The sequence below is a fragment of the Streptomyces liliiviolaceus genome (assembly GCF_018070025.1).
Classification (GTDB): Bacteria; Actinomycetota; Actinomycetes; order Streptomycetales; family Streptomycetaceae; genus Streptomyces; species Streptomyces liliiviolaceus.
The window spans coordinates 2,804,115-2,820,956 of sequence record NZ_JAGPYQ010000001.1; the positions used below are offsets into that span (position 1 = coordinate 2,804,115).

16 protein-coding genes are annotated in these 16,842 nt (G+C 72.4%); 6 read left to right on the forward strand and 10 right to left on the reverse strand.

Annotation, left to right across the window (positions count from 1 at the left end; translation table 11 throughout):
* Nucleotides 1-16 precede the first annotated feature (16 nt).
* Genes J8N05_RS12310 through J8N05_RS12320 form a run of 3 tightly spaced genes read right to left on the reverse strand, consistent with a single transcriptional unit; the run spans nucleotide 17 to nucleotide 2,781 of the window.
* Nucleotides 17-1,381: a cytochrome P450 family protein gene (locus J8N05_RS12310; RefSeq protein ID WP_210882555.1), complete on the reverse strand. Its 1,365-nt coding sequence runs from the start codon at nucleotides 1,379-1,381 to the stop codon at nucleotides 17-19.
* A gap of 59 nt (nucleotides 1,382-1,440) precedes the next feature.
* Nucleotides 1,441-2,301 (reverse strand): SDR family NAD(P)-dependent oxidoreductase, encoded by an 861-nt coding sequence (locus J8N05_RS12315; protein ID WP_210882556.1) that lies wholly within the window; start codon nucleotides 2,299-2,301, stop codon nucleotides 1,441-1,443.
* 45 nt (nucleotides 2,302-2,346) lie between these two features.
* A complete protein-coding gene (locus tag J8N05_RS12320; RefSeq protein ID WP_210882557.1) occupies nucleotides 2,347-2,781 on the reverse strand; it encodes a nuclear transport factor 2 family protein in 435 nt (144 codons plus the stop codon).
* A gap of 190 nt (nucleotides 2,782-2,971) precedes the next feature.
* Between J8N05_RS12320 and J8N05_RS12325 the strand changes: the two genes are divergently transcribed.
* Both J8N05_RS12325 and J8N05_RS12330 read left to right on the forward strand, forming a co-directional pair.
* Nucleotides 2,972-3,757 carry a cyclase family protein gene (locus J8N05_RS12325; protein WP_210882558.1) on the forward strand — a complete coding sequence of 262 codons (786 nt, stop codon included), beginning with the start codon at nucleotides 2,972-2,974 and terminating at the stop codon, nucleotides 3,755-3,757.
* Between the two features lie 76 nt (nucleotides 3,758-3,833).
* Entirely contained in the window at nucleotides 3,834-4,568 is a 735-nt protein-coding gene (locus J8N05_RS12330) for a class I SAM-dependent methyltransferase (RefSeq protein ID WP_210882559.1), read from the forward strand.
* A 45-nt stretch (nucleotides 4,569-4,613) separates the two neighbouring features.
* Here the strand turns inward: J8N05_RS12330 and rfbA are convergent, their stop codons facing one another.
* A complete protein-coding gene (rfbA, locus tag J8N05_RS12335) occupies nucleotides 4,614-5,489 on the reverse strand; it encodes a glucose-1-phosphate thymidylyltransferase RfbA (protein ID WP_210882561.1) in 876 nt (291 codons plus the stop codon).
* Nucleotides 5,490-5,697: 208 nt separating this feature from the next.
* Here rfbA and J8N05_RS12340 point away from each other — a divergent pair, with 208 nt between their 5' ends.
* Nucleotides 5,698-6,807, forward strand: a complete 1,110-nt coding sequence (locus J8N05_RS12340) for a DegT/DnrJ/EryC1/StrS family aminotransferase (protein ID WP_210882563.1) — start codon at nucleotides 5,698-5,700, stop codon at nucleotides 6,805-6,807.
* A gap of 102 nt (nucleotides 6,808-6,909) precedes the next feature.
* Here J8N05_RS12340 and J8N05_RS12345 read toward each other — a convergent pair whose 3' ends face one another.
* From J8N05_RS12345 to J8N05_RS12370, 6 genes are all read right to left on the reverse strand, one after another.
* Nucleotides 6,910-8,262, reverse strand: coding sequence for an NDP-hexose 2,3-dehydratase family protein (locus J8N05_RS12345; RefSeq protein WP_210882565.1), 1,353 nt, complete (start codon nucleotides 8,260-8,262; stop codon nucleotides 6,910-6,912).
* Between the two features lie 51 nt (nucleotides 8,263-8,313).
* Complete coding sequence (locus J8N05_RS12350) at nucleotides 8,314-9,258, reverse strand: NAD-dependent epimerase/dehydratase family protein (protein ID WP_247706248.1); 945 nt, start codon at nucleotides 9,256-9,258, stop codon at nucleotides 8,314-8,316.
* Entirely contained in the window at nucleotides 9,246-9,863 is a 618-nt protein-coding gene (locus tag J8N05_RS12355; protein WP_282108146.1) for a dTDP-4-dehydrorhamnose 3,5-epimerase family protein, read from the reverse strand. The genes J8N05_RS12350 and J8N05_RS12355 overlap by 13 nt, the downstream gene beginning before the upstream one ends.
* Nucleotides 9,864-11,192, reverse strand: coding sequence for an activator-dependent family glycosyltransferase (locus J8N05_RS12360; protein WP_210882566.1), 1,329 nt, complete (start codon nucleotides 11,190-11,192; stop codon nucleotides 9,864-9,866). It lies immediately after the preceding gene.
* 43 nt (nucleotides 11,193-11,235) lie between these two features.
* Nucleotides 11,236-12,666 carry an SRPBCC family protein gene (locus J8N05_RS12365; protein ID WP_210882567.1) on the reverse strand — a complete coding sequence of 477 codons (1,431 nt, stop codon included), beginning with the start codon at nucleotides 12,664-12,666 and terminating at the stop codon, nucleotides 11,236-11,238.
* An 80-nt stretch (nucleotides 12,667-12,746) separates the two neighbouring features.
* A complete protein-coding gene (locus J8N05_RS12370) occupies nucleotides 12,747-13,532 on the reverse strand; it encodes an SDR family NAD(P)-dependent oxidoreductase (RefSeq protein ID WP_210882568.1) in 786 nt (261 codons plus the stop codon).
* A gap of 381 nt (nucleotides 13,533-13,913) precedes the next feature.
* Between J8N05_RS12370 and J8N05_RS12375 the strand changes: the two genes are divergently transcribed.
* Genes J8N05_RS12375 through J8N05_RS12385 form a run of 3 tightly spaced genes read left to right on the forward strand, consistent with a single transcriptional unit; the run spans nucleotide 13,914 to nucleotide 16,827 of the window.
* Entirely contained in the window at nucleotides 13,914-14,297 is a 384-nt protein-coding gene (locus J8N05_RS12375; RefSeq protein ID WP_210882569.1) for an antibiotic biosynthesis monooxygenase family protein, read from the forward strand.
* A complete protein-coding gene (locus J8N05_RS12380; protein ID WP_210882570.1) occupies nucleotides 14,294-15,565 on the forward strand; it encodes a beta-ketoacyl-[acyl-carrier-protein] synthase family protein in 1,272 nt (423 codons plus the stop codon). The genes J8N05_RS12375 and J8N05_RS12380 overlap by 4 nt, the downstream gene beginning before the upstream one ends.
* Complete coding sequence (locus J8N05_RS12385) at nucleotides 15,562-16,827, forward strand: ketosynthase chain-length factor (protein ID WP_210882571.1); 1,266 nt, start codon at nucleotides 15,562-15,564, stop codon at nucleotides 16,825-16,827. The genes J8N05_RS12380 and J8N05_RS12385 overlap by 4 nt, the downstream gene beginning before the upstream one ends.
* Nucleotides 16,828-16,842 lie beyond the last annotated feature (15 nt).

Below are 16,842 nucleotides of genomic sequence, written 5' to 3' on the forward strand. Positions count from 1 at the left end.
GTCACGACGGCTGCCGTCACGCGGAGGTGGTCAGGGTGAAGCGCAGGACTCCGCCCAGGACGGGGGAGCGCATCCGGCGCTGGACACCGTCGGCCGGGGCCAGGTGCGGGTGGCGCTCCCGCAGGGTGCGTACCGCGGTCTCCGCCTGGAGCCGGGCGAACGCCCCGAAGAGAGAGGTGTGCGGGCCGGACAGCGCCAACTGCCCCTGCCCCACGGGCCGGGTGAGGTCGAAGTGGTCCGGCGCCAGGAACACCTCGGGGTCCCGGCCCGCCGCGCCCACATGGACGACGACCTGCGCGCCGGCGGGGACGTCCTGACCGGCCAGCGTGAGGTCCTCGGCGGCGATCCGGCTCTCCAGCCGCACCGGCGGCGCGTGACGCAGCGTCTCCTCCACCGCCCCGGCGGCGAGTTCCGGGCTCTCGCCGAGCAGCGCCCACTGCCTGGGGTGCGCGAGCAGCGCCTCCACGGCGTTGTTGATCAGTCCGGCGGCGAACTCGACGCCCACCGCGGCGGTCAGCACCCCGACCGCGAGCGCGTCCTCGGCGGCCGAGGCGCCGGAACCGCCGGAGGTGTCGGCGCGCAGCACCGTGCTGAGCAGGTCGTCGCCCGGCTCGGTCCGCCGCGCCGCGACGAGGTCGGCGACGAGGGCGCGTACGTCCTCGACCGCCTCGGTGAGCCGGCGGGTGACGGCGAGCGGCTGCGGGCACAGCGCCGCGTCGAGCGCGACCCCCAGCGCGAGACACGCGTGGGCGAACCGCTCGCGCTGCGCGTCCGGGACCCCGAGCAGCGCGGCGGCGGCCTCGGTGGCCACCGGGCGGGAGTAGTCCGCCATGAGGTCGAAGGAGGCGCCGAGCCCGTCGGCGGTCTCCTGGTGGACGCGTTCGGCGTGCTTGCGGTGGCCGTCCGCCGCGCCCGCGCCGAGCACCGGGGCCGCCGCCCGCTCCCAGCGCGCGTGGTCGGCGCCCGAGGCGTGCAGGAAGGCCCGGTCCAGCGGGATGATGTGGCACAGCAGCGGGTTGCTCCACGCGTCCGAGAAGACGTGCCGCTGCGGGCCCGGCAGATCGGCGTGCCGCAGGCTCAGGCGCGGGTCGGCCAGCACCTCGGCGGCCACCGCGTGCCGGCCGGTGACCCAGGCCCCGGCGGCGCTCTGCCACAGCGGGGTCTCCGCCTCCCGTATCCGGCGGGCCAGCACCACCGGGTCGTCGCTCTCCGCGCGCAGGGTCAGGGCGTACGGGTCGCCGCTGGTCCCGTAGATCCAGTGGAAGCCGCGGGCGGTCAGCAGATGGCGGCCGAGCTCGCTGTCGGTCTGCTGGATCTGCTGGGTCCGCCGGTCCTGCTCGGGTGCGGCGGGGGTCGTCTCGTCGGTTTCCGTGTCGGTCACGGCAGTCTCCTTCGGGGCGGGGTGGGGCACGGCTGTGGCAGCGGGGCGTGGTGCGGGTCTCAGGTGAGGGACAGGCCGCCGTCGACCGCGAGGACCGCGCCGGTCGCGTAGGCGGCGCGCGGGTCGGTGAGCTGGACCGCCCACCAGGCGACGTCCTCCGGGCGGCCGACCCGGCCGGCCGGGACGACGGTGGCGATGTGCTGGAGGAAGCCCGCGTAGGCCTCCGGCGTCATGCCGGACCGTTCACCGATACCGGTGTCGATCACGCCCGGGGCGAGGCCCAGGACCCGGATGCCGCGGGCCGCCAGTTCCACGGCCCAGGTCCGGGTGAGGAAGTCGAGCCCGGCCTTGGCGGCGCCGTAGATCCCGTTCTCCGGCCAGGCGCGGCGGTACAGCGCGCCGGCCGAGCCGATGTTCAGCACGGTCCCGCCGCCGTCGGCCGCGAGGGCGTCCAGGGTCTGCCGGGTGAGCAGCAGCGGGGCCAGGAGGTTGGTGTCGAGCTGGTCGCGGGCCGCCTCCCGCTTGGTCTCCGCGAGGGCGGCGAAACCGCCGGAGGCCGCGTTGTTGACCAGCACGTCGATACGGCCGAACGCGTTCAGCGCCGCGTCGGTGACGGCCCGCGGGGTGTCCGGGTCGGTGAGGTCGGCGGTGAGGACGTCGATGCCGGGACGTCCCTCGGCGGTCCGGGCGAGGGTCGCGGGCGTGCGGCCCACGACGAGCACGCGGTCGCCGCGGTCGGCGAAGGCACGGGCCACGGCCCGCCCGATCCCGGTGCCGCCGCCGGTGACGATGACGCCCCGGGGTGCGGCGGGGTCCCGTGCCGTGCTCGGTGCGGGGGTCGCGCCGGTGTCCTGTGCCGTGTTCGTGCCCTGTGCGGCGTCCGTGTCCTGTGCCGTGTTCGTGTCGGGTGTCGCGCTCATGTCCGGGACCGTAGGCCGGGGCGCTCGATTCGCGGTCGACTCCCGCTACGGCCGGTCGTCACGGGTCACCACCCTGTCCCTGACCAGCAGGTGGCCCGCCTCGCGCACGAGGACGTCACGGCAGACGCACACCAGGTGCAGCCGGGCGGGGCCGCCGCGCGGGACGGCGACGATCGACACCAGGCTCTCGGCGGTCAGCGAGCCGTCGTCGGCCGGGGTGACGGTGAGCATGCCGACGTAGTGGCGGTGGGTCTCCCCGGCGGCGGCGAGGCCCGCGGCGGCCTGCCGGGCGCCCTCGGTCAGGGCCGGGCGACCGCGTACGGGCTCCGGGAGCGAGGGCGGCTTGAAGGCGCCGTCCTCGGTGAAGGTGCCGGCCCAGGTCTCGGCCTCGCCCGAGTCGAGGTCCCGCATCTGCCGTGCGTAGAAGTGCTGTACCTCGGCGTAGACGTCCGCCGGGGCCGTCGGGGCCTGTGCTGCCATGCGTGTTCCTTCCGCCGCTCCCGTTCCCGGGTTCCGGGTGGGGTCACGACGGTGGCAGTGAGCCCTCCAGGATCGGTCGAGTGCCGGACAGGCCCTGACGCTGGCGGCCGTACAGCCGGGCTCCAACGCTTCTCTAGCCTCGCTGGTGAGCATGGGCTGGCTTGCAGGAACCCATCGCCGGGAGGCTCGTGTGCGCATCATCGACCTGTCCTCACCCGTGGACGCGGCGGGTTTTGAACCCGATCCCGTGGTGCACGACGTGCTCGGCCCGAAGGAGGCCGCCACGCACATGAGCGAGGAGATGCGCGACCACTTCGGGATCGACTTCGATCCGGCGGTCCTGCCGGAGGGCGAGTTCCTCTCGCTCGACCGGCTCCAGCTGACGACCCACACCGGGACGCACATCGACGCGCCCTCGCACTACGGCACGCGCGCCTCCTACCGGGACGGCCCGCCCCGGCACATCGACGAGATGCCGCTCGACTGGTTCTTCCGGCCCGCGGTGGTCCTCGACCTGAGCGACCAGGGCACCGGCGCGGTCGGCGCCGACGTGCTGGAGCGGGAGCTGGACCGGATCGGCCACACCCTGTCGCCCATGGACATCGTGCTGCTGCGCACCGGCGCCGACGCGTGGTCGGGGACGCAGAAGTACTTCACGGACTTCACCGGCCTCGACGGCTCGGCCGTGCACCTGCTGCTCGACCAGGGCGTACGGGTGATCGGCACGGACGCCTTCAGCCTGGACGCGCCGTTCGGCGACATCATCGGCCGCTACCGCGAGACCGGGGACCGCTCGGTGCTCTGGCCCGCCCACATGATCGGCCGCGACCGGGAGTACTGCCAGATCGAACGGCTCGCGGGGCTGGACCAGTTGCCCGTCTCCCGCGGCTTCCGGCTCGCCTGCTTCCCCGTACGGATCGCCGGTGCGGGCGCGGGCTGGGCGAGGGCGGTGGCACTGCTCGACGAGGACGAGTGAGAGACCGGCCGGGCGGCACGGCGGCCTGGCGGACCACGTTCCACGCCCACCAGGGCGACAACGGGAGGAGAGACACATGTACGGCCGGGAACTCGCGGACGTGTACGAGGCCGTCTACCGCAGCCGGGGCAAGGACTGGGGGGAGGAGGCCGCGGACGTCTCGCGGCTCATCGCCGAACGCCGCCCGGGAGCGGACTCGCTGCTCGACGTCGCCTGCGGCACGGGCGCCCATCTCAGCGTGTTCGGCGAGCGGTTCGAGGTCGCCGAGGGGCTGGAGATCGCGGAGCCGATGCGCCGGCTCGCCGAGCAGCGGCTGCCGGGCACCACGGTCCACGCGGGCGACATGCGCGACTTCTCGCTGGGCCGCACCTACACCGCGGTGAGCTGCATGTTCTGCGCCATCGGCTATCTGGGGACGCTGGACGACATGCGGTCCGCCGTCCGGTCGATGGCCGCGCACCTGGAGCCCGGCGGCGTCCTGGTCGTCGAACCCTGGTGGTTCCCCGAGAACTTCATCGAGGGCTATGTCGCGGGTGACCTGGCCCGTGAGGAGCACCGCACGATCGCGCGGATCTCGCACACCACCCGCAAGGGCCGGGCCACCCGCATGGAGGTCCGTTTCACCGTGGGGGACGCCGCCGGTATCCAGCAGTTCACCGAGATCGACGTACTGCACCTGTTCACCAAGGAGGAGTACGCCGCCGCGTTCACCGACGCGGGCTGCTCCGTGGAATTCCTGGAGGACGGTCCCACCGGCCGCGGCCTTTTCGTCGGTGTACGCGAGAAGACCGGCGTACGCGAGAAGAACTGAGAGAAGCCGGCCGGGAAGAGACCGGGCGGGCGGCGGCCGGGATGCTCAGGGCGCCATTTCGCGGGCCACCGACATCACGTACTGGCCGTATCCCGACTGGGACATCTTCTCGCCGAGCCGGTAGCAGTCGTCCGCGTCGATGAATCCCATCCGGAGCGCGACCTCCTCGACGCAGGCGATGCGCACACCCTGCCGTTCTTCGAGGGTCCGCACATATTGGGCGGCCTGGAGCAGGGATTCCGGAGTTCCGGCGTCGAGCCAGGCGAAACCGCGGCCGAGGTCGACCAGACGGGCTCGGCCGCGGGCCAGGTAATTCCGGTTGACGTCGGTGATCTCCAGTTCTCCGCGCGCCGAGGGGCGGAGATTCTTGGCGATGTCCACCACTTCGTTGTCGTAGAGATAGAGCCCGGTGATGGCGAGGTCGGAGCGCGGCCGGGCCGGCTTCTCCTCCAGGGACACCAGACGCCCCGACGCGTCGGTCTCGCCCACCCCGTAGCGCTCCGGGTCCTCCACGGGATAACCGAACAGCACACAGCCCTGTACGTCCCTGACGTTGCTCTGGAGCAGGTCGTAGAAGTGGTAGCCGTGGAAGATGTTGTCGCCCAGGACCAGCGCCACGTCGTCGTCGCCCACATGGTCGGCGCCGATCACGAAGGCCTCGGCCAGCCCGGCCGGCCGGTTCTGCACCGCGTAGTCGATATGGACGCCGAGCTGCGAGCCGTCGCCCAGAAGGGTGCGGAACTGGTCCAGGTCGCGCTCGGTGCAGATGAGCAGGATCTCCTTGATGTCCGCGAGCATCAGTACCGAGAGCGGATAGTAGATCATCGGCTTGTCGCCGACCGGGAGAAGCTGCTTCGATACGGAAACGGTTATCGGATGGAGCCTTGTTCCCGTACCGCCGGCGAGAATAATCCCCTTCATGGGTATGCCCCTGTCCTCGATTTCTGCCCATGCTAACGACCGAATTAGTTCGGCAGCAAGCAGGAAAGTTCCTGGTCCAGGGAAATTCGAGTGGTAATAGAGGGAGAACTTGGGTTGTGGGCCGGCCCGGCAATGTGATGTGCTGCGAGGGGATGGTGACGCCCTGCGGCAAGGCAATAGTGTCAGCAATGGGAGGGAAGCGAATTCGATGACGACTCTCGTATGGGACTACCGGCAGGAATACGAGAACGAACGCGCCGATATTCTGGACGCCGTGGAAACGGTCTTCAACTCGGGTCAGCTCGTCCTCGGTGACAGTGTCCGCGGCTTCGAGCAGGAGTTCGCCGGCTACCACGGCGCGAGCCACTGCGTCGGCGTCGACAACGGCACCAACGCGATCAAGCTGGCGCTCCAGTCGCTCGGCGTCGGCCCCGGGGACGAGGTCGTCACGGTGTCCAACACCGCGGCCCCCACCGTGATCGCGATCGACTCGGTGGGCGCCACCCCGGTGTTCGTCGACGTCCACCCGGACAGCTACCTCATGGACACCGCGCAGGTGGCCGCCGTCCTCACCCCCCGGACCCGGTGCCTGCTCCCCGTCCACCTCTACGGGCAGTGCGTCGACCTGGCGCCCCTGGAGGCGCTCGCCGCCGAGCACGGACTGGTCCTCGTCGAGGACTGCGCCCAGGCCCACGGCGCCCGCCGCGACGGACGGCTGGCCGGCACGACCGGGGACGCCGCCGCCTTCTCCTTCTACCCGACGAAGGTGCTCGGCGCCTACGGCGACGGCGGGGCCGTGGTGACCTCCCGGGACGACGCCCACCGGGCCCTGCGCCGGCTGCGCTACTACGGCATGGAGGAGCGGTACTACGTCGTCGGCACCCCGGGCCACAACTCCCGGCTCGACGAGGTGCAGGCCGAGATCCTGCGGCGCAAACTGGGCCGCCTCGACACCTACGTACAAGGGCGGCAGGCCGTCGCCCGCCGCTACGAGGAGGGGCTCGGCGACACCGACCTGGTGCTGCCGCACACGGTCCCCGGCAACGAGCACGTGTACTACGTCTACACGGTGCGCCACCCCCGGCGCGACGACATCATCAAGGCCCTGAAGACGTACGACATCGAGCTGAACATCAGCTATCCCTGGCCGGTGCACACGATGTCCGGGTTCGCCCACCTCGGCTACGGGGCGGGCTCGCTGCCCGTCACCGAGGAACTGGCGGGCCAGATCTTCTCGCTGCCCATGTATCCGGCCCTCGCGCCGGACGTCCAGGACAAGGTGATCAGCGCGGTGCGTGACGTGCTGGACAGCCTCTGAACCCGTGCGGCGGGCCCGCCCCGGCCCGCCCCGCGCACACCGAAGGCCCGGCGGAGGGATCCCGCCGGGCCTTCGGTGTGCAGAGGGGGCACGCCCCCGGGGTCAGCCGGTGGCGTCGGCCGCCCGCAGGGCGCGCCAGCACGCCACCAGGCTCCTCGCCTGCACATTGAGGTAGTGGCTGTGCCGCAGCAGCCGCGTCAGCTGGTCCATCGTCAGCCAGCGGTAGTCGGGGTGGCCGGGATCCTCGGGGACGTCGCTGTCCACGATCAGATAGCGGTTGCGGGCGTGGAAGAAACGGCCGCCCTCCTCGGAGAGCACGGCCTCGTAGCGGATGCGTCCGGGCCCGGCGGCCAGCACCTCGTCGAGGTGGCGGGGCCGGGCCGCGGGCGGCAGCCAGCCGTAGCTGTCCGGCACGCACTGCACGGTCGGCGCCAGTTCCACCACGTCCGCGTAGCCGGGCTCGGTGCGGGCGTGCATCAGGACGTGCGGCTCCCCGCCGATCTCCCGGGTCAGGAACGCGATGACGCCCGTGCCGCGCGGCTCGATCATCGGCTGGCGCCAGGTGCCGACCTCGCGTCCCGCGGCCGTCACCGAGACCCCGATGACGTCGAAGAAGCCGCCGCTCTCGTGCGCGTAGCCCATCTCGCCGTGCCGCCACTCGTCGAGCGCGTTGAGGGCGATCCGCTCGGTGTGCACCGAGGCCAGCGACCGGGCGCCGGCGATCCAGCTCAGCACGTCGGTCATCCCGTGCAGGGCGCCGTCCGGCCGCGAGGCGTGCGGCAGACACGCCAGTACGGTGCGCGCGTCCATGTTGATGATGTCGTCACGCGACAGCAGCCGGTACAGCTGCCCGAGCGTGAACCAGCGGAAGCCCTCCAGGACCTCCACCTCGGTGGTCGTCTCCACCACCATGTTGCGGTTGCGCTTGCGGTAGAACCAGGCGCCCTGCTCCGACTGCCGGACGTCCGCGAGCACCCGGTGCCGCGAGGTGTCCCGGAAGTAGTCCACGTACGGCACGGGTTTGCCCTTGTGGACGCCGGTGTAGTTGCTGCGGGTCGCCTGCACGGTGGGGGACAGCTGCAGTCCGCCGGGGTTGCCCGGTTCCGCCTTGGCCTGCATCAGGAAGTGCGGGACCCCGTCGAACTCCTTGATCAGGATGCCGAGGATGCCGACCTCGGGCTGGTCGATGATGGGCTGGTCCCACCAGGGCACCGCGTTGCCGGGATCGTGCACCCGAAGGCCGTGGACCGTGAAGAACTTGCCGCTGCGGTGCCGCAGATCACCGGTGACCGGTGTCTGGTACCACTGGTCGAGGGCCGCCAGCGGTATCCGCTCGGCCGTCGTGTAGATCTGCTCCCCGTACTCGGCGAACCAGTCGTCGAATCCGGCGAGATCGGTCCGCGGGCTCTCCACCGCCGCGGCCGACCTGGCGATACGGGCCGTCACATCGGCCATCTGAACTCCTCATCCTGGATGGGGCACACGCGGCTCGTCGGGAGTGGTCGGTCAGTCGGCGGGGGTCTCCCAGGTCGCCCGCATCGCCTCGGCCAGCGGGATCCGCGGCTTCCAGCCGAGCAGTTCGCCGGCCAGCCGGATGTCGGCCAGGGTCCAGCCGCCGCCCTTGCTGGCGATGGGCCCGTCCTCGACCCGGATCGCCCGCGGCGGCAGCCCCGAGGCGGCGACCAGCAGGTCCACCAGCTCGCGCATCGCGGTGGCCTCGCCGCGGCCGATGTTGACGACCTGTCCGGTGGCCGGTGACGTCACGGTGAGGACCACGGCCTCGGCCAGGTCGCGCACGTCGATGAAGTCCCGCCGCGCGTCCGCGACCCGCAGCGTCACCGGGTCGCTCGCGTCCGCGCCGCGCAGCCGGTCGACGACCGCCCCGAGGAAGCTGGCCCGGGTGGTGCGGGGGCCGCAGACGTTCACCGCGCGCAGCACCAGCCCGTCGACCCGGCCGGCCCGGGTGGCGTCGAGCACCAGCTCGGAGCCGGCCAGCTTGGTCCGCGCGTACATGGTGGCCGGCCGGGGCTCCAGGTCCTCGCCGATGGCGAGCGGCTCGGCCACCGGACCGTACTCGTGGATGGAGCCGACATGGACCAGCCGCGGGCGGTCGTCCATCAGCGTCACGGCCTTCACCAGCCGCTCGACCAGGGTGATGTGGGCGTACCGCATCTCCTCCTCGGTCGTGCCCCAGCCGCCCGTCACGTTGACCACGGTCCGCACCCGGTGCCGGGTGAGCAGCCGGGCCAGCTCGGCGGGCGGGACCGCCGCCACGTCGAGCCCGGCGAAGACATGCCCCGCCGTGGCGGGGCCGCCGCGCCGGGCGACGGCGAGCACCTCGTGCCCCTCGCGGGCCAGCGCGGCGCTCACACAGCGGCCGACGCAGCCGGTGGCCCCGAGCACCGCGACCCGGGACCCCTCGGCCAGCGGCCGGCCGTTCAGGGCCGCCACAGTGCGGCCTCGATCCGGCGGCACTTGTCGTACTCCGGCAGGCCGCCCTCCGCCCGCACCTGGGCGAGCAGGGGCGCGGCCGTGTCCCGCGCGGACAGCAGCGGCGCCACGTCCGTCGGGATCGGCAGGCCGAGCGCCGGGTCCAGCGGCGACAGGGACAGCTCGTGCTGCGCCTCGTAACTCCCGGAGAGCATGTACGACATCACCGTGTCGTCCTCCAGGGCGATGAAGGCGTGGCCGACGCCGACCGGGAAGTACATGGCGCCGAAGGTCTCCTGGTCGAGCACGGAGGAGTCCCAGCGGCCGAAGGTCGGCGAGCCGACGCGGATGTCCACCACGATGTCGATGGCGCGGCCCCGGGCGCAGTACACGTACTTGGCGACGCCCGGCGGGGTCACCGTGTAGTGGATGCCCCGGACGGTGCCGCGCCTGGACCTGCTGTGGTTGGACTGCGCGACGGGGAAGAGCGGATGGCCCAGGGCCTCCACGAACGCCGGTTCCTGGTACGGCGAGGTGAACAGGCCGCGGTCGTCCTCGAAGACGGGCGGGTTGAAGGCGTACGCGCCGGACACGGCGAGTTCGCGGAACTTCACGGCGGTGGTCATCTACAGCTCCCCCCGGACGGTGCCGCCGGCGGTCGCGGCGGGCTTCGCGCGGTGTTCCGCCACGAGTTTCTCCAGCACCGGGACGATGTCGTTGGGGCTCGGCGTCCCCACCATCTCCCGGCGGATCCGCGCGCAGTTCTCCGCGAACGACGGCTCGTCCAGCAGCCGCAGCACGTGGTCGCGCAGGTCCTGCGCGGTGTAGTGGTCGACGTCGTGCAGATAGAGGCCCGCGCCGGTCTTCTCCAGCTGCTTCGCCTTGTGGATGGTGTCCCACACCATGTCGGGCACGATCAGCTGCGGGACACCGTGCGCGAGCGCGGTCTGGAAGGTGCCGCTGCCGCCGTGGTGGATGACCGCGGAGCAGGTCGGCAGCAGCGCGTTGAGCGGGACGAAGTCGACGGCCCGTACGTTGTCGGGGAGTTCGAGACCGGCGAGCTGCTTCTCGTTGAGGGTCGCGACCACCTCGACGTCCAGCTCCGCCAGCGCCGAGACGAGTTCGCCGATCGAGGCACGGTCGCCGTCCAGCACCTCGCGGTGGGCCACGCCCAGCGTCAGACAGACCCGGCGCTTCTTCGGCGGCTCGTGCAGCCAGTCAGGGATGACGGCCTGGCCGTTGTAGGGGATGTACCGCAGCGGGACGAACGGCTGCCGCACCGGGAACCGCATCGACGGCGGCACCGGGTCGATCGTCCACTGGCCGACCGCCACCTCCTCCTCGAACTCGGCGCCGTAGCGGCCGAGCGTCCAGGTCAGCCACTCGCGCAGCGGATCGTCCCGCTGCTCGGGCAGCCGCTCCGCCTGGAGGTCGAGGAAGGTCTCGCGCATCCGCCCCAGCAGATCGAGCCCGAACAGCAGCCGGGCGTGGGCGGCGCCGGTGACCTGCGCGGCCACGGGTCCGGCGAAGGACAGCGTGTCCCAGACGACCAGGTCGGGCTGCCACTCGCGGCTGAACGCGACCAGGTCGTCGATCATGCGTTCCGGGCAGGAGTTCTGGAAGGCCATCGCCGTCATCGAGGTGAACACCCCGAGGACGTGGTCCCAGGTCAGCATCTCGGGACGGGTCTCCGTCATGTCCATCCCGGCTTCCGCCTGGCTCTCCATGATCTCGGCGTCGTCGCCCAGGCCCTCGTTGACCCGCTGCATCTGCTCCTCCAGGAGCAGCGGCTCACCGACGCACACGGCGGTCAGCCCGGTACGGGTGATGTCCTCCGCCAGGTCCGGCTGGCTGGCGACACGGACCTCGTGACCGGCGGTCTGGAGGGCCCAGGCCAGCGGGACCTGGGCATGCATATGGGACTTCGCGGCGAACGTGGTGAACAGGACCTTCATCGATCTCCCTCTTCGCAGAGCGGTTGGTGGCGTGCGGCGTGTCTCACTGCCCGTCGTGGCCGACGTACCGGTGCTTCACCAGCCAGCCGGCCCCGTCTCCGGCCCTGACTCCGTCTCCGTCTCCGTCCTCGCCCCCGTCGGCGACGAGGACGTCCTGGCACGACGTGCTCAGCCGGATCTGTGGAGCGGCGCCCGCGGCGGTCGACAGGACCAGGGCGTCGTAGCCCGTGCGCACCGAACCGTCCGGGAACCGCCAGGCGGCCGGCAGGCCCAGCCAGTGCCGGCGGACCGTGCCGGCGGGCGCCGCGGGCCGGCCGCGCACCGCCGCCGCGATCGCCGCCCGGCCACGCACCGGCTCGGCGAACGAGCTCTGGTCGAAGGCCCCGTCCTCGGTGAAGGTGTCCGCCCAGGCGTCCCCCTCGCCCTCGTCGAGGAGCCGCATCTGCCGGGCGTAGAACCGCTGGATCGAGGCGTACTCGGCGGGCGGCACCGGTTCGGACCTCGCCCGCCCCTCCGCGTACTCCTTGGCGTGCCGCATGGTGATCGTGCTGTTGCCGCCGAGCGCGTCCCGGATGAAGGCGCGGGCGTCGGCGGTGGTGGCGTCGGCGCCGAGGACCTTGGTGACGGCCGCGGCGTTGACGACCACGGTGTGCCGGGAGACGGCCACGCACCCGGACGGGATCTCCCGCACCGTCCACTCACCGGTGTGCACCGACATCAGGGCCGGGGTCTGCAGCTGCTTGTACGAGATCCGCCCGTCGGGCAGGCAGATCCGCACCGAGGCCGTGGTGTGCGTCGAGCCGTCGGGCGTGCGGGTGTCCATCTCCAGGTGCTGGACGTCGGGCGTGTCCTCCTTCAGCAGCACCCGGGCCACGTGCGGCAGCCGCTCCTGCCACTCGCCCGCGTCGTGCAGGAAGTCCCGTACCTCCTGGGCCGGGGCGTCGATCCGCACCGAGTCCTCGAAGGTGTACGGCGCCTCGTCCGTGCCGGTGCGCAGCGCGGCGGACTCCAGCGCGGCCAGCTCGGCGCCGCTGTTGCGCTCGATCGCCTCCAGGATCCAGTTGACGTTGCGCTCCAGGCCGTCGACCGCCCGGAAGTCGTGCAGCAGCCGCACCCGGCTGCCGCCGCCGGGCAGTGCCTCGACGATCCACTCGCCGCCCATCGCGGCGACGGGGTCCTGCGAGACCTCCTGGCGGAAGCGGATCCGCAGCCCGTCGCGGTCCAGGGTCCGCCGCGAGGTCCAGGACTTGACCTCGCCGTTGGCGGTGGCCCAGATCCGCAGCCGCTCCTCGTCGTCCGACCGCTCCAGATACTCCACGTGCAGGCTCGGCGGGAAGACGAACGGCCAGTCCTGCGCCCGCTCCACCAGGCCAAAGACGGCCTCCGGAGCGGCGGCCACCGTGATCGTGTGCTCGGTCCTGTGCGTCTCGTGCTGCGCGTTGTGCTGCGCGTTGTGCTGCGCCTTGTCCGCCATGCTGATCCTGATCCCCTCTGTCCGCCCGGTCCGCCCGCCCCGGACTGTCCGCCCGCGGGCGCGCACGGCCGGGCCCGCTGTCAGTAGTTGCCGAGCCCGCCGCAGACGTTCATCGCCTGGGCGGTGATCGACGCGGCCGTCGGGGAGAGCAGATAGCCGACGAGCCCGGCGACCTCGTCCGGCGTGGAGTAGCGGCCGAGGGGGATCTTCGCCTCGAACTTCTCCAGCACCTCGTCCTCGGTGATGTCCCAGGCACCGGCGTAGCCCTGGCGCACCCGCTCGGCCATCGGCGTCTCGACATAGCCGGGGCAGACGGCGTTGACGGTGATGCCCGTCTTCGCCAGCTCCAGGCCGAGGGCCTTGGTGAAGCCGACGACGCCGTGCTTCGACGCCGAGTACGGCGCTCCCAGGGCCACGCCCTGCTTGCCGCCCGTCGAGGCGATGTTGACGATCCGGCCGGTGCTCCGCTCCAGCATTCCGCCGGTCGTCAGCACCTCGCGGGTCATCCGGAAGACGCTGTTCAGGTTGGTGTCGATCACGTCGAGCCACAGCTCGTCGGGGATCTGCGCGGTGTGGCCGCCACCGCTGCGGCCGGCGTTGTTCACCAGGACGCCGACGGGGCCGAACCGGTCCCTGGCCTCCTGGACGAAGGCGCGTACCCGCGCGGTGTCCCGCACGTCGCAGGGGGCGCCGTCGACCTCGCGGCCGGCCTCGCGCAGCTCCTTGACGGTGTGGGCGACCCGGTCGCCGTCGCGGGCGCAGAGGAAGACCCGCGCCCCGCCCTCGGCCAGGCTCCGGGCCACGGCGAGACCGATCCCGCTGGTGGCACCGGTGACGATGGCGACGCTTTCTGCTCCTGGCGGCATGACGGCTCCTCAGCGGTTCCTGCGGGGTCTGCGACGGGTGTCTGCGACGGGTGTTGGCGACGGGCGTCCGTGGTGGAGGTCCGTGGTGGGTGTCTGCGACGGGTGTCTGCGACGGCTGTCGGTGACGGCTGATCGTGGTGGGTGTCCGCTCCGGATGTCGGACGACAGCGAGGGTTTCAGCGGCCGCTCGAATCGCGCTCGACCCGCGGCCCGGCCCGGGCTCCAGCGGCCTTCCACCCGCCTGCGAGACCAGGCACGCAGCGTGGAACGACCTGAACGACCGCACGATGTCAAGCGATGCCGGGTCACACGAACGGGTCAAAAACAGACCCGGCAACACCGGGCAATACCGGGCAACACCGTTGAACGAGGAGGCCATTGATGACGGATCACGAGCCAGACGCCAAGGAGGCCGGCGCCGTGACCTTCGTGAACACCTTCACCGTGCACGCCGAACCCGAGGTGTTCGAGAAGGAGTTCGCGCGGACGTCCGAGTTCATGGCTCGGCAGCCGGGCCTGATCCGGCACACGCTCTCCCGGCACGCGGAGCGGCCCGGCCAGTACGTCAACGTCGCCGAGTGGCGGGACGTCGCCTCGTTCCGCGCGGCCGTCTCGCACGCCGACTTCCAGCCGCACGCCGGTGCGCTGCGGGCCCTCGCCGAAAGTCGGCCGGAACTGTATCTGGCCCGGCTGCGCCGCGACGGCACGGCGGCGTCCGAGGGCCCCGCGCCCGACGGGGCGGCCGGCGCGGGGGAGAGGATATGACCGCCCGTCGGGTGGTGATCACCGGCCTCGGGGTGATCGCCCCGGGCGGTGTCGGCACGAAGGCGTTCTGGGAACGCATCGTCTCCGGAGTCTCCGCGACCAGAACCATCACGGCCTTCGACCCGGCGCCGTTCCGCTCCCGGATGGCCGCCGAGGTCGACTTCGACGGGGCCCGCCACGGACTGTCCGCCCGTGACACCGCCCGCCTCGACCGCGCCTCCCAGTTCGCCCTGGTCGCCGCCCGTGAGGCACTGGCCGACAGCGGTGTCGAGATCGACGGGAGCAACGCGCACCGGACCGGCGTCAGCCTCGGCTCCGCCGTCGGCTGCACGCTGAAACTGGAGGAGGAGTACGTCGCGCGCAGCGACGGCGGCACGCGGTGGCTGGTCGACCACGCGGCGGGCACCCCGTACCTGTACGACTACTTCGTGCCCAGCTCGATGGCGGCGGAGGTCGCCTGGGAAGCGGGCGCCGAGGGCCCGGCCGCACTCGTCTCGGCGGGCTGCACCTCCGGCCTCGACTCCCTGGGTCACGCCGTCGAACTCATCCGTGAGGGCAGCGCCGACATCATGATCGCCGGGGGTAGCGACGCGCCCATCGCGCCGATCACCGTGGCCTGCTTCGACGCCATCAAGGCCACCTCGCCGCGCAACGACACCCCCGACCACGCCTCGCGGCCCTTCGACCGGACCCGCAGCGGCTTCGTCCTGGGCGAGGGCGCCGCCGTCCTCGTCCTGGAGGAGCGCGAGTCGGCCCTGCGGCGCGGGGCGCAGGTGTACGCGGAGATCGCCGGCTTCGCCGCGCGCGCCAACGCCCACCACATGACCGGACTGCGCCCCGACGGACTGGAGATGGCCGCCGCCATCACCGGCGCGCTCGACGACGCCCGCCTCGACCGGGAGGCCGTCGGCTACGTCAACGCGCACGGCACGGCCACCCGGCAGAACGACATCCACGAGACGGCCGCCATCAAGCACAGCCTCGGCGAGCATGCCCACCGGGTGCCGGTCAGCTCCATCAAGGCGGTCATCGGCCACTCGCTCGGCGCCGTCGGCTCCATCGAGGCCGCCGCCTCCGCCCTGGTGATCCGGCACGGCGTGATTCCCCCCACGGCGGGACTGCACGAGCCGGACCCCCAACTCGACCTCGACTACGTGCCGTTGACGGCCCGCGACCAGCCCGTCGACACCGTGCTGACGGTGGGCAGCGGCTTCGGCGGCTTCCAGAGCGCGATGGTGCTCACCGCATCCGAAGGGAGGCGCCCATGACCACCGCGCCCACGACCGCCGGGCCGACGACGACCGAGGCCGGGACCGCAAGGGCCGTGGTCACCGGGGTCGGCGTCCTCGCGCCCAACGGGATCGGGGCCGAGGAGTACTGGGCGGCGACCCTGCGCGGCCGGAGCGGCATCGCCCGCATCACCCGCTTCGACCCGTCCTCGTACCCCTCCCGGCTGGCCGGTGAGGTCACCGGGTTCTCGGTGCGCGACCACATCCCCAGCCGGCTCGTCCCGCAGACCGACCGCACCACGCAGTTCGCCCTCGCGGGCGCCGACTGGGCGCTCGCGGACGCCGGGCTGAACGCCGACAGCCTGCCCGCGGACGAGCGCGGGGTGGTCACCGCCAGTGCCTCCGGCGGCTTCGAGTTCGGCCAGCGCGAACTGGGCCACCTGTGGGGCAAGGACCCCAAGCACGTCAGCGCGTACATGTCCTTCGCCTGGTTCTACGCGGTCAACTCCGGCCAGGTGTCCATCCGGCACGATCTGCGCGGGCCCACCGGGGTCCTCGTCACCGACCAGGCGGGCGGCCTCGACGCGGTCGCCCAGGCCAGACGCCGTATCCGCAGGGGCACCCCGCTGATGCTGACGGGCGGCATGGACGCCTCGCTGTGCCCGTACGGGCTCGCCGCGCAGATCTCCGCCGGGATCCTCAGCCGGAGCGAGGACCCCACCCGCGCCTATCTGCCCTTCGACGCCGCCGCCGACGGCCATGTGCCCGGCGAGGGCGGGGCGATCCTCACCCTGGAGGACGCGGACCGGGCCCGGGAGCGCGGGGCACGGGTCCACGGGGAGATCGGCGGGTACGCCGCCACCTTCGACCCCCGCCCCGGCTCGGGCCGCCCCTCCAACCTGGAGCGCGCCGTGCGCGGGGCACTGGACGACGCCGGACTGCGGCCCGGGGACATCGCGTTCGTCCTCGCGGACGGTGCCGGCGAACCGGAACCCGACCGTGTCGAGGCCCAGGCCCTGACCGCGGTCTTCGGGCCCGGCGGCGTACCGGTCACGGTCCCCAAGACCATGACGGGACGCCTCTACTCGGGCGCCGCGCCGCTCGATCTGGTCACCGCCCTGTTCGCCCTGCGGGACGGCCTCGTCCCGCCGACGGTCCACGTCGAGGAGACCACGGGCCACGACATCGACCTGGTGACCGGCGCCCCGCGGCCGGTCACGGGAGACGCCGCGCTGGTACTGGCACGGGGCCGCGGGGGCTTCAACAGCGCCATGGTCGTACGCGGTCCTGCGGCGGCCTGAAACCCATCCACCATC

Bases quoted from the DNA above. Each gene is read 5' to 3' on its own strand.
- J8N05_RS12315 (WP_210882556.1), bottom strand. From the start codon at position 2,301: ATGAGCGCGACACCCGACACGAACACGGCACAGGACACGGACGCCGCA.
- J8N05_RS12320 (WP_210882557.1), bottom strand. From the start codon at position 2,781: ATGGCAGCACAGGCCCCGACGGCCCCGGCGGACGTCTACGCCGAGGTA.
- J8N05_RS12330 (WP_210882559.1), top strand. From the start codon at position 3,834: ATGTACGGCCGGGAACTCGCGGACGTGTACGAGGCCGTCTACCGCAGC.
- rfbA (WP_210882561.1), bottom strand. From the start codon at position 5,489: ATGAAGGGGATTATTCTCGCCGGCGGTACGGGAACAAGGCTCCATCCG.
- J8N05_RS12340 (WP_210882563.1), top strand. From the start codon at position 5,698: ATGACGACTCTCGTATGGGACTACCGGCAGGAATACGAGAACGAACGC.
- J8N05_RS12345 (WP_210882565.1), bottom strand. From the start codon at position 8,262: ATGGCCGATGTGACGGCCCGTATCGCCAGGTCGGCCGCGGCGGTGGAG.
- J8N05_RS12355 (WP_282108146.1), bottom strand. From the start codon at position 9,863: ATGACCACCGCCGTGAAGTTCCGCGAACTCGCCGTGTCCGGCGCGTAC.
- J8N05_RS12360 (WP_210882566.1), bottom strand. From the start codon at position 11,192: ATGAAGGTCCTGTTCACCACGTTCGCCGCGAAGTCCCATATGCATGCC.
- J8N05_RS12365 (WP_210882567.1), bottom strand. From the start codon at position 12,666: ATGGCGGACAAGGCGCAGCACAACGCGCAGCACAACGCGCAGCACGAG.
- J8N05_RS12370 (WP_210882568.1), bottom strand. From the start codon at position 13,532: ATGCCGCCAGGAGCAGAAAGCGTCGCCATCGTCACCGGTGCCACCAGC.
- J8N05_RS12375 (WP_210882569.1), top strand. From the start codon at position 13,914: ATGACGGATCACGAGCCAGACGCCAAGGAGGCCGGCGCCGTGACCTTC.
- J8N05_RS12380 (WP_210882570.1), top strand. From the start codon at position 14,294: ATGACCGCCCGTCGGGTGGTGATCACCGGCCTCGGGGTGATCGCCCCG.
- J8N05_RS12385 (WP_210882571.1), top strand. From the start codon at position 15,562: ATGACCACCGCGCCCACGACCGCCGGGCCGACGACGACCGAGGCCGGG.